Origin of the sequence: Lysobacter arseniciresistens ZS79 (genome assembly GCF_000768335.1) — a bacterium.
GTDB classification, from domain to species: domain Bacteria; phylum Pseudomonadota; class Gammaproteobacteria; order Xanthomonadales; family Xanthomonadaceae; genus Novilysobacter; species Novilysobacter arseniciresistens.
Genome location: NZ_AVPT01000021.1, coordinates 1 through 13,842, shown reverse-complemented (window position 1 = coordinate 13,842; position 13,842 = coordinate 1). Strand labels below are relative to the sequence as shown.

9 protein-coding genes are annotated in these 13,842 nt (G+C 72.5%); 6 read left to right on the top strand and 3 right to left on the bottom strand.

Features of this window, described 5'->3' with window-relative positions:
- Positions 1 to 24: 24 nt before the first annotated feature.
- Positions 25 to 378 carry an EF-hand domain-containing protein gene (locus N799_RS10350; RefSeq protein ID WP_036211967.1) on the bottom strand — a complete coding sequence of 118 codons (354 nt, stop codon included), beginning with the start codon at positions 376 to 378 and terminating at the stop codon, positions 25 to 27.
- Positions 379 to 425: 47 nt separating this feature from the next.
- Complete coding sequence (locus N799_RS10345; protein ID WP_036211964.1) at positions 426 to 1,610, bottom strand: DesA family fatty acid desaturase; 1,185 nt, start codon at positions 1,608 to 1,610, stop codon at positions 426 to 428.
- Between the two features lie 228 nt (positions 1,611 to 1,838).
- On the opposite strand from N799_RS10345, the gene mutM reads away from it, so the two are divergent.
- From mutM to N799_RS10330, 3 genes are all read left to right on the top strand, one after another.
- Positions 1,839 to 2,651: a bifunctional DNA-formamidopyrimidine glycosylase/DNA-(apurinic or apyrimidinic site) lyase gene (mutM, locus tag N799_RS10340; RefSeq protein WP_036211961.1), complete on the top strand. Its 813-nt coding sequence runs from the start codon at positions 1,839 to 1,841 to the stop codon at positions 2,649 to 2,651.
- A 115-nt stretch (positions 2,652 to 2,766) separates the two neighbouring features.
- The gene (locus tag N799_RS10335; protein ID WP_036211958.1) at positions 2,767 to 3,327 is read left to right on the top strand and encodes an ECF-type sigma factor; all 561 of its coding nucleotides are present in this window, start codon (positions 2,767 to 2,769) and stop codon (positions 3,325 to 3,327) included.
- A 56-nt stretch (positions 3,328 to 3,383) separates the two neighbouring features.
- Positions 3,384 to 6,245, top strand: a complete 2,862-nt coding sequence (locus N799_RS10330; RefSeq protein WP_036211955.1) for a serine/threonine-protein kinase — start codon at positions 3,384 to 3,386, stop codon at positions 6,243 to 6,245.
- A 33-nt stretch (positions 6,246 to 6,278) separates the two neighbouring features.
- Here N799_RS10330 and N799_RS10325 read toward each other — a convergent pair whose 3' ends face one another.
- Positions 6,279 to 6,899 carry a thymidine kinase gene (locus N799_RS10325; protein WP_036211952.1) on the bottom strand — a complete coding sequence of 207 codons (621 nt, stop codon included), beginning with the start codon at positions 6,897 to 6,899 and terminating at the stop codon, positions 6,279 to 6,281.
- Positions 6,900 to 6,996: 97 nt separating this feature from the next.
- Here N799_RS10325 and N799_RS10320 point away from each other — a divergent pair, with 97 nt between their 5' ends.
- The 3 genes from N799_RS10320 (at position 6,997) to N799_RS10310 (ending at position 13,745) form a co-directional block, all read left to right on the top strand.
- Complete coding sequence (locus tag N799_RS10320) at positions 6,997 to 8,976, top strand: UvrD-helicase domain-containing protein (protein WP_036211949.1); 1,980 nt, start codon at positions 6,997 to 6,999, stop codon at positions 8,974 to 8,976.
- Between the two features lie 355 nt (positions 8,977 to 9,331).
- Entirely contained in the window at positions 9,332 to 11,803 is a 2,472-nt protein-coding gene (locus N799_RS15670; protein ID WP_036211946.1) for a YadA-like family protein, read from the top strand.
- Between the two features lie 55 nt (positions 11,804 to 11,858).
- Entirely contained in the window at positions 11,859 to 13,745 is a 1,887-nt protein-coding gene (locus N799_RS10310) for a S8 family peptidase (RefSeq protein ID WP_036212019.1), read from the top strand.
- The last annotated feature ends 97 nt before the right edge of the window (positions 13,746 to 13,842 follow it).

Below are 13,842 nucleotides of genomic sequence, written 5' to 3'. Positions count from 1 at the left end.
CCTGACGCCGGCGCGCGCGGCGGCTCAGCGTGGCGGCGCGGCCAGCTCGGCGGCGTCGAGCACGCCGTCGCCGTCGGCGTCCTGCCGTGCGAACGCGGCGGCGAGCGCGGCGCGGTGGTCGGCCAGACGCACCGGCCGGCCGCGGCCGCCGGGCAGTTCGTGCGGGGCGAGCACGCCGTCGCCGTCGGCATCCATGCGCTCGAACGCGTAGCCCATCCACTGCTGGTATTCGGCCAGCGATACGTCGCCGCTGCCGTCGGTGTCGATCCGCTCCAGGTAGGCCGACGGCGCGGTCACCTGCGCGGCGGCCGGCGGCGCCAGTGCCGCCCCGGCGATCGCGGCCAGCGCGAAGCCCGCAGCAAGCGCGGCGGGCTTCATGCGTTCGCGTGGCGGGGCCGGCGCGGTCACGGGGGTGTCGCGCCGGCTCAGGCGCGCGCCGGCACCAGGGTGTAGCCCTTCAGCCGCGCCGAGAACTGCTGCAGCGACTGGATCCCGGTCGCCTCGGCCTCGGCGCACCAGGCCTGCAACCGGGCGAGCGTGGTCTGGGCGTCGTGCGAGCGGTCGTCGAGCACCTGCTGCAGGCGCTGGCGGTACTCGGCCAGCGTCGCCATCTTCGGCCGCTCGGCCAGCCACGCCTGCAGGCGCGCGCGCTTGTCGTCGTCGAGCCAGCGGCCGCCGTCGGCCAAGCCCTTGCGCAGCGCGCGCGGCAGCTTCGAGCCGCCCTCGCGCAGGCTCGGCAGGGTGACCTTGCGGTAGTAGTCGGTCATCGCCTGGAAGCGGATCGCCAGCAGCGCCTTCAGGGTCTCGCCGTCGGGCATCGCGATGTTCGGGCGCACGTCCAGCGACGGCGCGACGCGCAGCACCTTCGCCAGCCCGACCGCCTGCAGCGCCTTGATCGCGCTCCAGCCGATGTCGAACTCGAACCGGCGCAGGGCGAACTTGGCCGAGCTCGGGAACGCGTGGTGGTTGTTGTGCAGCTCCTCGCCGCCGATCCACACGCCCCACGGGGTGAGGTTGGTCGCGGTGTCGGTGGTCTCGAAGTTGCGGTAGCCCCACCAGTGGCCGAGGCCGTTGACCACGCCGGCGGCCCAGAACGGGATCCACAGCATCTGGATCGCCCACACCGCGACGCCGGCGAAGCCGAACAGCGCGAAGCTGATGAACAGCAGCAGGGTCGGGCCCAGGGTCGCGTGCGGGGTGTACAGGTGGCGCTCGATCCAGTCGTCCGGGCAGCCCTTGCCGTACTTCTGGATCGACTCGCGGTCGCCGCGCGCCTCGCGGTACAGCTCCACGCCGCGCCAGAACACGGTCCCGATGCCCTTCACCTGCGGGCTGTGCGGGTCTTCCTCGGTCTCGCACCTGGCGTGGTGCTTGCGGTGGATCGCGGCCCACTCGCGCGTGATCATCGAGGTGGTCAGCCAGGTCCAGAACCGGAAGAAGTGCGCGATCACCGGGTGGAAGTCGACCGCGCGGTGCGCCTGGCTGCGGTGCAGGTACAGCGTGACCGAGAAGATGGTCAGCTGGGTCGCGACCAGCAGGTACAGCGCGAGGGCGCCCCAGCCGGCCTGGAACAGGCCGCCGGCGAGGAAATCGAGCAGGGAAGCGGGCATTGCGTCGGAACTCCGATACGGCGGGACAGCGGGCAAACGGGCGGGACAGCGGCAGGGCCGGCGGACGCGGCGATGCGAGCCCCGGACCATGATGCCATCGCCCACCGGCCCGCACGCGGGTGCCTGTCCATTCCGTGATGGGGGTGTTCATCGACGTGCGCAAGCGCGGCGCCCGTCGCATTCAGCAAGTCCGCCGCCGGCCGCCTCCGGCGCGACTAAGCTTGCGCGATGCCCGAACTGCCCGAAGTCGAGACCACCCGCCGCGGCCTGGCGCCCCACCTGCAGGGCCGCCGCGTGCTCGGCGCGACGCTGCGCCGCGACAGCCTGCGCTGGCCGATCGCGGCGGAAGTGTCGACCCTGCTGCCGGGCCGGACCATCGACGCGGTGCGGCGCCGGGCCAAGTACCTGCTGCTGGACACCGCAGCCGGCAGCGCGTTGCTGCACCTGGGCATGTCCGGCAGCCTGCGGGTGCTTCCGGCCGACACCCCGGTGCGCGCGCACGACCACGTCGACCTCGTGCTGGAAGGCGGCCGCGTGTTGCGCTTCAACGACCCGCGCCGATTCGGCTGCCTGCTGTGGCAGGCACCCGGCGAGGTCCATCCGCTGCTGGCCGCGCTCGGTCCCGAGCCGCTGTCGGATGCCTTCGACGGCGACCACCTGTTCGCGCTGTCACGCGGCCGCAGCGCGCCGGTCAAGAATTTCCTGATGGACCAGTCGGTGGTGGTCGGGGTCGGCAACATCTACGCCGCCGAGGCGCTGTTCGCCGCCGGCATCTCGCCGCTGCGGCCGGCCGGGCGGATCTCGCGCGGGCGCTACGGGCGGCTGGCCGAAGAAGTGAAGCGGGTGCTCGGCCACGCGATCACGCGCGGCGGCACCACCCTGCGCGACTTCATCAGCCCCGACGGCGCGCCGGGCTACTTCGAGCAGGAGCTGTCGGTCTACGGCCGCGCCGGCCTGCCCTGCCCGGCCTGTGGCCGCGCGCTGCGGCACGCCATGGTCGGCCAACGCGCGACCGTCTGGTGCGGCCACTGCCAGCGCTGACGGCACGGCCGCGCGCCCGCGGTGGCCCCGGCAGCGTTCAGACCGCCCACAGCCCGCCATACGCCGGCCGACCGGGCGCGCTATAGTCCCCCGCAAACGCGACGGGGATCACAGGATGGCGGGGACCGCCGACATCACCCAACTGCTGGATGCAGCCCGCGACGGGGACCGTGGCGCACTCGACCGCGTGCTCGCGACGCTGTACCAGGAGCTGCACACCATGGCCCGGCGCCAGCTCGCCGGCCAGCGCGGGCAGACGCTGGACGCCACCGCCCTGGTGCACGAGGCCTACCTCAAGCTCGCCGGCCGGCGCGAAGCGAAGTTCGACGACCGCGCGCACTTCTTCGCCTACGCGGCCTCGGCGATGCGCTCGGTGGTGGTCGACTACGCGCGCCAGCGGCTGGCGCAGAAGCGCGGCGGGGACCTGCACCGCGTCACCGACCTGCCCGAGGACCTGGAGGGCGGCCTGCGGCTGGATGAGGAGATGCTCGGCCTCGACACCGCGCTGACCCGGCTGGCCGACGTCGACAAGCGGCTGGCGCAGGTGGTCGAGCTGCGCTACTTCGCCGGCCTGTCGGAACTGGAAATCGCGGCGCTGCTGGAACGCTCCGAGCGCAGCATCCGGCGCGACTGGCAGAAGGCGCGGCTGTTCCTGCTGGCCTCGCTGCAGGAGTAGCCGCCACCGGCCCGCGCCAGACGGGGTCGAGGCGACGCAACGGGTACCACCGGACGATGGACAGCACGCGCTGGCAACGGCTTTCCCCCCTGCTCGACGAGCTGTTCGAGCTGGAACCCGACGGCCGCGCACGGCGGCTGGCGGAGCTGCGTGCCGACGATCCGGCGCTGGCCGACGAGCTGGAGGAGCTGATCGCGCTGGAGGTCGGGCAGGAGGACTTCCTCGCCGAACCGGTGGTGTCGCCGCAGCGCGGCGTGCTGCCCGGCGGCGAGGTCGGCCCGTACCGGCTCGAACGCCTGCTCGGCGAAGGCGGCATGGGCCAGGTCTGGCTGGCCGCGCGCGCCGACGGCCTGTACCAGCGACGGGTCGCACTGAAGCTGCTGCGCCCGGGCCTGGCCGATACCAACCTGCGCCTGCGCTTCACCCGCGAGCGGCAGATCCTGGCGCGGCTGGCGCACCCGCACATCGCCCGCCTGCTCGACGCCGGCATCAGCGCGGACGGCCTGCCGTACCTGGCGCTGGAACACGTCGACGGCGCACCGATCACCGACTACTGCCGCGAACACCGCACCCCGCTCGAGGCCCGGCTGCGGATGTTCGGGCAGATCTGCGACGCGGTCAGCCACGCCCACGCCAACCTGATCGTCCACCGCGACCTCAAGCCGTCCAACATCCTGGTGACGCCGGCCGGCGAGGTGCGCCTGCTCGACTTCGGCATCGCCAAGCTGCTCGACACCGACGGCGCACCGGAACAGACCCGCACCGGCATGCGCGCGTTCACCCTGCACTACGCCGCGCCGGAGCAGGTGCGCGGCGAACCGGTCACGACGATGACCGACGTCTATTCGCTCGGCGTGGTGCTGTACGAGCTGCTGAGCGACCACAAGCCATACCGGCCCAAGCGCGACAGCGACGCGGCCTGGGAGGAGGCGATCCTCACCCACGACCCGCTGCGGCCGTCGCAGGCGCTGCAGCGCGCGGCCGAGAGCCGCCACGACGACCCCGCCGCCGCGGCGATGCAGCGGCGCGCGCGGGCGTTGTCCGGCGACCTCGACAATATAGTGCTGAAGACGCTGTCCAAGCAGCCGGAGCGACGCTACCCCTCGGTCGAGGCGCTGTCCCAGGACCTGCAGCGGCACGTCGCCGGCAAGCCCGTGCACGCGCGCTCGCAGAGCCTCAACTACCGCGTCGCCAAGTACATCGGCCGGCACCGTTGGGCGCTGGCGACCGGCACGCTGACCGCGCTGGTGCTGACCGCCTCGCTCGGCGTGGTCGCGTGGCAGGCACGCGAAGCGGTGCGCGAGGCCGCGCGCGCGCAGGCGATGCAGGACTTCATGGTCGGCGTGTTCGAGCGCGCCAGCGGCACCCGCGACGGCCAGCCGCTGGACCTGCGCCAATTGCTGGCGACCGCGGTCGAGCGTGGCGACCGCGAGCTGGCGCGGCAGCCGCGCACACTGGCCGAGCTGCTCGGCGTGATCGCGCGGCTGCGCACCGGGCTGGGCGACTACGACGAGGCGCGCGCGCTGCTGGCGCGACAGGCGCGGCTGATCGAGGGCACCGACGTGCCGACCAGCCTGCAGCTGGAGTCGCTGACCCAGCGTGGCCGCGTGCTGCGCCTGCTCGGCGACGCCGATGGCTGCCTCGAGCTGATGCAGCCTGCGCTGGCGATGGCCCAGCGCGAGCAGGCCCAGCTGCCGCCGCAGGTCACCGAGTTCTACTCGCAACTGGGCCGCTGCCGGCGCGCCGACGGGCAGCTGCAGGGCGCGCGGCAGCTGTTCGAGCGCTCGCTGGCGCTGCGCCGCGAGAACCGCACCGACCACGTCGGCGAGGTCGAGAACCTGATGGACCTCGCCGGACTCGATGCCGACGCCGGCAAGGTCGACATCGCCCTGGCCGAGTTCGAGGCGGCCCGCAACCAGCTGCGCGACGAGGCCGGCAACCGCCACCCGCTGCTGGTCGACATCGACCGCAACCTGGCCCGGCTGCACCGCGCCGGCGGCCGACTCGGCGAGGCCGAGCGCGAGCTGATGGACGCGCTGGCGATCACCACCGAGATCAACGGCCCCGGCCACGCCACCACACTGACGGTCGAGCGCCAGCTGGCCGGCATCCTCGCCGACCAGGGGCGCCATGCCGAGGCGCGGGCACGCTGGCTGTCGATCCAGCGGAGGCTGGCCGGGCGCCACGGCGACCGCCACGTCGCGCTCGCCGAGGGCCACGGCCGGCTTGGACGCCTGGCGTGGGAGCGCGGCGACGTCGCCACCGCGGCCGATGAACTGCGCCAGGCGCTGGCACTCCGACGCGAAGCCGGCGTCCCCGGCCCGGTCGCCGACGCGCTGGTCGAACTGGGCAGCGTGTTGCACCGCTCCGGCCAGCACCGGCCGGCCCACCCGCTGCTGCTGGAGGCGCTGGAACTGCGCCGCGGCCTGCACGGCGACGGGCACGCGTCGGCCGCCGCCGAACGCGTGCTTGGCAGCGTCGAACTGGCGCTGGGCCGGACCGACAGCGGCCTGCAGCGGCTGGCGCATGCGCTGGAGGTGTCACGCAGGCGGCTCGGCGACGGCCACCCCGGCACCCGCCGGGTCGAGCTTGAACTCGCCCTCCACGCCGCACAGGCGGCCGACCCCACGCAGGCACGGGAGGCGCTGACCCTGCTCGACACCCTCGCCGCGCTGCCAACCGACGACATCGAACTGCGCCAGGTCGCGTGGCGCGCCGGTGCGCATGCCGCGCAGCAGCGCTGCCGCCATGGCCAGCAGGCGGAGGCGCTGATGATGCTCGACCGGCTCGACGGCCAGCTGCGCCAGAGCCGGCCGGAAGGCGGCGCGATCAACCGCGAGGTGGCCGCGATACGGGCCGGCTGCAACCTGCCGCCAGTGCCGTCGCCGGCACTGGCCGACGCCACCGCGCCACGCTGACCTCGTCCCGCCGCGGGCCCGGTGCCGCGCCCGCTACAACGGCAGCGGCGCCTGCAGCGGCTCGATCGTGCCCTCGCCGCGCATCACCTTCTTGTACTCGCGCCGCGACACCGACACGTAGCGCTCGTTGCCGCCGATCTCGACCTGCGGCCCCTCGAGCACCGCGCGGCCCTGCGCGTCGACGCGCATGTTCATGGTCGCCTTGCTGCCGCTGTGGCAGATCGTCTTGATCTCGCTGATCTCGTCGGCCCAGGCCAGCAGGTACTGGCTGCCCTCGAACAGCTCGCCGCGGAAATCGGTGCGCAACCCGTAGCAGAGCACCGGGATGCCGAGCGCGTCGACCACCTCGCTCAGCTGCCAGACCTGCGCCTTGCGCAGGAACTGCGCCTCGTCCACCAGCACGCAATGCAGCGGCCCGCGGGCGAGGATGTCGGCCTCGACCAGCCGCTGCAGGTCCTGCTCGGGCCCGAACGCGACCGCGCTGGCACTGAGCCCGATCCGCGAGGCCACGGTGCCCGGGCCGGCACGGTCGTCCAGCCGCGGCGCCAGGATCGCCACGCGCATGCCACGCTCGCGGTAGTTGTGCGCCGACTGCAGCAGGGTCGTGGTCTTCCCCGCGTTCATCGCAGAGTAGTAGAAATAGAGCTTTGCCATCGACGCAGTCTAGCGTCGGGAGTGCGCCGGCACGCGCAGTCCGCCGCGGCGGCGCCGGCTAGAATGCCCGGCCGCACCACCCGGTTCTCCGCGTCCGATGCACGGCCTCAACCCCCCCCAGCGCGCCGCCGTCGAGCACACCGACGGCCCCCTGCTCGTGCTCGCCGGCGCCGGCAGCGGCAAGACCCGGGTGATCGTCGAGAAGATCGCGCACCTGATCGCGTCCGGGCGGATGCCGGCCAAACGCATCGCCGCGATCACCTTCACCAACAAGTCGGCGAAGGAGATGCGCGAGCGCGTCGCCAAGCGCATCCGCGGCGACGCGGCGGACGGGCTGACGATCTGCACCTTCCACGCGCTCGGGCTGAAGTTCCTCCAGATCGAGCATGCGAAGCTCGGCCTGCGCCGCGGCTTTTCGATCTTCGACGCCGACGACAGCGCGGCGCAGATCAAGGACCTGCTCGGCACCGGCACCAAGCCCGACGCGCTGGACGACATGCGCAACCTGATCTCGCGAGCGAAGAACGCCGGGCTGTCGCCGGAGCAGGCCATGGCCGAGGCACGCAGCGCACGCGAGGTCGACGCCGCGACCGTCTACGCGCTGTACCAGGCGCGGCTGGGCACCTTCAACGCGGTCGATTTCGACGACCTGATCCGGCTGCCGGTGCAACTGTTGGAAAGCGACGCCGAGTGCGCCGCCGGCTGGCGCGAGCGCATCGGCTACCTGCTGGTCGACGAGTGCCAGGACACCAACGACGCCCAGTACCGCCTGCTCAAGGCGATCGCCGGGCCGCGCGGCCTGTTCACCTGCGTGGGCGACGACGACCAGTCGATCTACGCCTGGCGCGGCGCCAATCCCGACAACCTGCTGTCGCTCGGCACCGACTACCCGGCGCTGCGGATCGTCAAGCTCGAACAGAACTACCGCTGCTCCAACCGGGTGCTGCGCGCGGCCAACGCGCTGATCGCGCACAACCCGCACGAGCACCCCAAGACGCTGTGGTCCGACCAGGCCGACGGCGAACGCATCCGCATCTGGGAGTGCCGCGACGCCGCCCACGAGGCCGAGAAGGTCGCCGCCGAGATCCAGTTCACCGCGGCCGCGAAGCAGGCGCCGTGGAGCGACTTCTGCATCCTGTTCCGCGGCAACCACCAGTCGCGCGCGCTGGAGAAGGCGCTGCAGCTGCTGCGCATTCCCTACCACCTGACCGGCGGCACTGCGTTCCTGGAGCGCGGCGAGGTCAAGGACGCGCTGTCGTGGCTGCGGCTGGTCGCCAACCCGGACGACGATGCCGCGTTCCTGCGCGCGGTCACTTCGCCCAAGCGCGAGGTCGGCGCGACCACGCTGGCGAAGCTGGCCGAACTCGCGCAGCGCGCGCACATGCCGATGTCACGTGCGATCGAGTCGGTCGGCGCGCTCAAGCAGCTGCCGCCGCGCGCCGCCAATGCGCTCGACGGCTTCGCCACGATCGTGCGCGGCCTGCGCGAGGACGCCCGCCGGCTGACCCCGGCCGAGCTTGTGCGCGAACTCGCCCATCGCTCCGGCCTGCTGCAGTCGATCCGCGCCCAGTGCAAGGACGAGGCCGGCTACCAGCGCCGCAAGCAGAACCTGGAAGAGCTGGCCGACTGGTTCGACGGCGGCAAGGGCGCGGGCCCGGGTGAGCTTGCCGCGCAACTGGCGCTGCTGTCGCACGCCGACAAGGGCGACGCCGGCAACCAGGTGCGGCTGATGAGCCTGCACGCGGCCAAGGGGCTGGAATTCCGCTACGTGTTCATCGTCGGCGTCGACGACGGCAACCTGCCGCACGAGGCGAGCATCGAGGAAGGCCGCATCGACGAGGAACGGCGGCTGCTGTACGTCGGCATCACCCGCGCCAAGGAACAGCTGTGGCTGTCGTACTCCAAACAGGCGCAGAAGTGGGGCGAATTGCTGCGGCTCAAGCCGAGCCGCTTCTTCGACGAACTGCCGGCCGACGAAGTGCAGCGCGACGGCGCCGACCCGGTCGCCGATGCTGCGCGCAAGCAGGAGCGGGCGAAGGCGGGGTTCGACGCGATCCGGGCACTTCTGCAGGAATGATTCCGCGCCCGCGTGGTGCAGCGCCGCGACAGGCCCCGCGGCCTTTCCCTGCCTGAGCCTTGCCAGATGGGCGGGCTGAACCGCCGCGCGTGCGAACGCAGTGCCGTACTGCGGCGTGTTGTTCACATTCCCGTCATGTTCGTGATATCGCTATGGGTAGCGCGGGCGTCGTCGACCTCCGCGCCACCACTCCGGTCGCTGCCCCGCGTCGCCTGACGGCGCGACGGCAACGCTCCCGCGCTCTTGGCCAATGACCGGCCGTTGCATTGCGCGGGATCGGGCGGGCGGGCTGGTTCGGGGAGAGGCACGCCAGCTGGCGCGCGCTCTGAATGGACGCACACATAGGGAAATCACCATGCTCGTCTCCAACAACGCGCCGACGTTGCGCGCTTCCGCCGTTTCCGCACGCCCCTCGTCCGCGCCGCGCACGCGCCTGACCCCACTCTCGCTGGCACTGGCCACCACGCTGTCGCTGGCCGCATTGCCGGCGGCCGCCGCCGGGATCTGCCTGACCGACGGCTCCGCTCCGGCCATGGCCAACGGCGAGAAGAGCCTCGCCTGCGGCAGTGGCGCGATGGCGATGGGCGAGGCCGCGACCGCGGTCGGCGCCGGCAGCCAGGCGTTCGGCTACAAGGTTTCGGCGTTCGGCGCCGGCAGCAGCGCGACCGGCTCGGCGGCCACTGCGATCGGTGCCGACAGCCGGGCGGTCAATGTCAGCGCCACCGCCGTCGGCGCCGGCAGCACCGCCGATGGCATCAACGCGTCCGCGGTAGGTGCAGGCAGCAGCGCGACCGACTACGCCGCGTCGGCGTTCGGCACCGGCAGCCAGGCCAGCGCCTTCTACTCGTCGGCGCTCGGGTCGGGCAGCTCCGCCAGCGGCATCAACAGCACCGCGGTGGGCTACGGCGCCAGTGCAACCGCGGCCAACGCCGTCGCCCTCGGCGGCGGCTCGGTCGCCGACCGCGACGACAGCGTGTCGGTCGGCAGCGAAGGTAGCGAACGGCAGATCACCAACGTCGCCGCCGGTGTCGAGGACACCGACGCGGTCAACGTCGCCCAGCTGCGAGAACTCGGCGAGATGGCCAGGTCGACCGATATCTACTTCGAGTCGACCGGTGCCGGCGAGGCGCTGGTGCTGGGCGAGGAGTCCATCGCCGCCGGCTCCGATGCGCTGGCCGAGGGCGACTACAGCAGCGCGTTCGGCTCGGCCAGCAGCGCGATCGGCACCGGCGCCGGCGCGTTCGGTTCGGGCGCGTTCGCGCTGGGCGACGGCGCCACCGCGACCGGTTTCAACGCGGTGGCCGACCACGCCGACGCAAGCGCCTATGGCGCCGGCAGCCAAGCCATCGCCGCGGGGGCGACCGCGCTCGGAAGCGGTTCCATCGCTTCTGGCGGCGCCAGCGTCGCACTGGGTTCGCAAGCCCAGGCCAGCGGCACCGGCACGCTCGCGTTTGGCAGCCAGTCGCTGGCCAGCGGGGAAGCGAGCGTGGCCACCGGCTTCATGAGCCTGGCCAGTGGCGCGTTCTCGGCCAGCTATGGCGCCGGCACCAGTGCCACCGGGGACTACAGCTACGCCGCCGGCGGCATGTTCGACCTCGGCGCGGTGATCGGCCTCCCGCCGGGCCGGATCGTCATGCTGACCGCCGCCCACGGGATCGGCGCGACCGCGCTGGGCAACGGCGCGGTGGCCGGCAGCGAGTACTACGAATCGATCGGCGATACCGCGGTCGGCAGCATGTCGGTCGCCGATGGCGGCTACTCCACCGCGCTCGGCTTCGGCGCTATGGCCGGCGCCGACAGCAGCGTGGCGGTCGGCACCAATGCCTATGTCAACGCGGATGCCTACGACAGCGTCGCGCTCGGCGCCGGCTCGCTGGCCGACCGAGCCAACACGATCTCGGTTGGCAGCGCCGGTGACGACTACAGCGAGGCGTTCCAGCGTCAAATCACCAACGTCGCCGCCGGCTCCCAGGCGTACGACGCGGTCAACGTCGGCCAGCTGCAGTCGCTGGCGACGGTACTCGGCGGCGGCGCCGGCTTCGTCGGCGGTGTGTTCGCCCCGCCCAGCTACATGATCCAGGGCAGCAGCTACGGCGACATCGGCAGCGCGTTCGCCGCGGTCGACCAGCGCTTGAGCTCGCTCGCCGAGGAGATCGATGCGATCCCCGGCAACCGCGCCAAGGACCGCAAGCGCAAGCGACGCGCGAGTGCCAGTTCATCCGACGCCGGTGCGATGTCTTCGCCGGAAGGGTCGCTGGCAGCCGACACGTCCGGGACCGGTGCTCCGGTGGCGGCCATCGGCCACGGCGACATCGACGGCCGGCTGACGGTGGGCGGGGCCGGACCGGCGACGGCCGGCACTGCCAGCCTCGATCAGGTGCAGGCCGGCGACGCCGGCGTGCTGGCCAGTGCGCAGGGCTACACCGACGCCGCTGCGGCACAGACGCTGCAATCGGCAAATGCCTACACCGACACCACCGCGACACAGACACTGCACTCGGCCAATGCGTACACCGACACCCGCTTCACCATGCTCAACGACGACTTCACCGCGCTGCGCGGCGAGGTCGACACACGCTTCAACCAGCAGGAGCACCGCATCGACCAGATGGGCGCGATGAGCGCGGCGATGGTCAACATGGCCACCAGCGCGGCGGGCATCGACAGCGCCAACCGCGTCGGCGTCGGCGTCGGCTTCCAGAACGGCGCGACCGCACTGTCGCTGGGCTACCAGCGCGCGTTGTCGGAGCGGGCCACGGTGACCTTCGGCGGCGCCTTCAGCGGTGACGACACCTCGGTCGGCGCCGGCGTCGGCTTCGGCTGGTAAGCCGGCCACCACATTCCACGACACACGCCCGACCAATCAACCAGAAGGAATGGACATGACTGGTAACAAGCATCCGCGCACCGGCCTGCTGGCCTCGATGATCGCCGCTGCCCTGGCGGTACCGGCCGCCCACGCCGGCGCGCCGCTGGACACCCGCCCGCTACCCGCCGCCGCCGACGCCGAGACGCACGGCGCGCGCCTGATCGTGCGGTACCGCGACGCCGGCACCGATCGCGCGACGAAGCTGCAGGTGGCCGACGCCGCCGCCCGCCGCGCACACGGCCAGCGCCTGGTCCGCAGCATGTCGGATGTCCGAACCGCGGCGCCAACCATGCGCCACGTCCGCAGGCTCGCGGTCGGCGCCGACCTGCTGCAGCTGTCGCGCAAGCTCGACGACGCCGGGCTGTCCACGCTGGTCAGAGAGCTGGCGGCCGACCCCTCGGTGCGCTCGGTCGAGGTCGACCGGATGCTGCGCCACACCGGCCTGCCCGGCCCGCGCCGGGCGACGCTGGCGCAGCCGCAGCTGGTGGTCGACGACCAGTACTACGCGCAGTACCAATGGCACCTGCACGACGCGACCGGCGGCATCGACGCGCCGGCGGCCTGGGACGCCTCGACCGGCGAAGGCGTGGTGGTGGCGGTGCTCGACACCGGCATCGTGCCGCACCCCGACATGGACGCGAACATGCTGGAAGGCTACGACTTCATCACCGACGCGTTCGTGTCGCGGCGCGAGACCGACGCCCGCGTGCCGGGCGCGTACGACTACGGCGACTGGGAGGCCGCGGATGAGTGCGCCGCCGGCCGACCGGCGTCGGACAGCTCGTTCCACGGCACCCACGTCGCCGGTTCGGTGGCCGAACTGAGCAACAACGCGATCGGCATGGCCGGCGTCGCCCACGATGCCCGGGTGTTGCCGGTACGCGTGCTCGGCCGATGCGGCGGCTACACCTCCGACATCGCCGACGCGATCGTCTGGGCCGCCGGTGGCACCGTCGCCGGCGTGCCGGCCAACCCCAACCCGGCCGAGGTCATCAACCTCAGCCTCGGCGGCGGCGGCAGCTGCTCGGCGATCAGCCAGGCGGCGATCAACACCGCCACTTCGCTGGGTGCCACGGTGGTGGTGGCCGCCGGCAACAGCAACGCCGACGCAGCCAACTTCACCCCGGCCAGCTGCGACAACGTGGTGTCGGTCGCGGCGGGGCGCATCACCGGTGGTCGCGCCAGCTACTCCAACTACGGCAGCGTGGTCGATCTGACCGGCCCGGGCGGCGGCGGCGGCGTCGACGGCAACCCGGGCGGCTACGTCTGGCAGGCAACCAACAGTTCGGCGACCTCGCCGGACCTCGGCGAGCCGACCTACGTCGGCATGGGCGGCACCTCGATGGCTTCGCCGCATGTCGCCGGTGTCGCCGCGCTGGTGCAGAGCGCGGTGGTCGGTGCCGGCAAGGCGCCGAAGACGCCGGCCGAGCTGGAGGCGATCCTGGTCGACAGCGCGCGGCCGTTCCCGGCGACGCCGGACCGCGCGATCGGCAGCGGCCTGCTCGACGCCGACGCCGCAATCACGCTGGCACTCAGCGGTGACGGTGGGGACGGTGGGGACGGGGGCGATGACGGGGGCGACGACGGCGCCGTCCAGCTGGCCAGCAAGGTCCCGGTGACCGGCCTGTCCGGCGCGGCGGGGACAGGACTGCTTTTCCGCATCGACGTGCCGGCTGGCGCTCGGCTGCTCAACGTGATGTCGCATGGCGGCAGCGGCAATGTCAGCGTCTACGTCAGCAGCGGCGAGCCGCCGGCCGGCGACGCCTGGGAGTACCGCTCCAACCGTCCGGGCAACAACGAGGCCGTGCGCGTGCGCAAGCCGGCCGAAGCGTCGTACTACATCCGTCTCGTCGGCGAGAGCGCCTTCGCCGGCGTAACCCTGCAGGCCCGGGTCGACTGAGTCCAACCCTCCATGTGGTCGCATGGATGCGACGGATACCCCGGCTTCGGCCGGGGTATTTTTTTTGGGTATCCGGAATCTGGTGTGGGTTCTGGCT

Bases quoted from the DNA above. Each gene is read 5' to 3' on its own strand.
- N799_RS10350 (WP_036211967.1), bottom strand. From the start codon at position 378: ATGAAGCCCGCCGCGCTTGCTGCGGGCTTCGCGCTGGCCGCGATCGCC.
- N799_RS10345 (WP_036211964.1), bottom strand. From the start codon at position 1,610: ATGCCCGCTTCCCTGCTCGATTTCCTCGCCGGCGGCCTGTTCCAGGCC.
- mutM (WP_036211961.1), top strand. From the start codon at position 1,839: ATGCCCGAACTGCCCGAAGTCGAGACCACCCGCCGCGGCCTGGCGCCC.
- N799_RS10335 (WP_036211958.1), top strand. From the start codon at position 2,767: ATGGCGGGGACCGCCGACATCACCCAACTGCTGGATGCAGCCCGCGAC.
- N799_RS10330 (WP_036211955.1), top strand. From the start codon at position 3,384: ATGGACAGCACGCGCTGGCAACGGCTTTCCCCCCTGCTCGACGAGCTG.
- N799_RS10325 (WP_036211952.1), bottom strand. From the start codon at position 6,899: ATGGCAAAGCTCTATTTCTACTACTCTGCGATGAACGCGGGGAAGACC.
- N799_RS10320 (WP_036211949.1), top strand. From the start codon at position 6,997: ATGCACGGCCTCAACCCCCCCCAGCGCGCCGCCGTCGAGCACACCGAC.
- N799_RS15670 (WP_036211946.1), top strand. From the start codon at position 9,332: ATGCTCGTCTCCAACAACGCGCCGACGTTGCGCGCTTCCGCCGTTTCC.
- N799_RS10310 (WP_036212019.1), top strand. From the start codon at position 11,859: ATGACTGGTAACAAGCATCCGCGCACCGGCCTGCTGGCCTCGATGATC.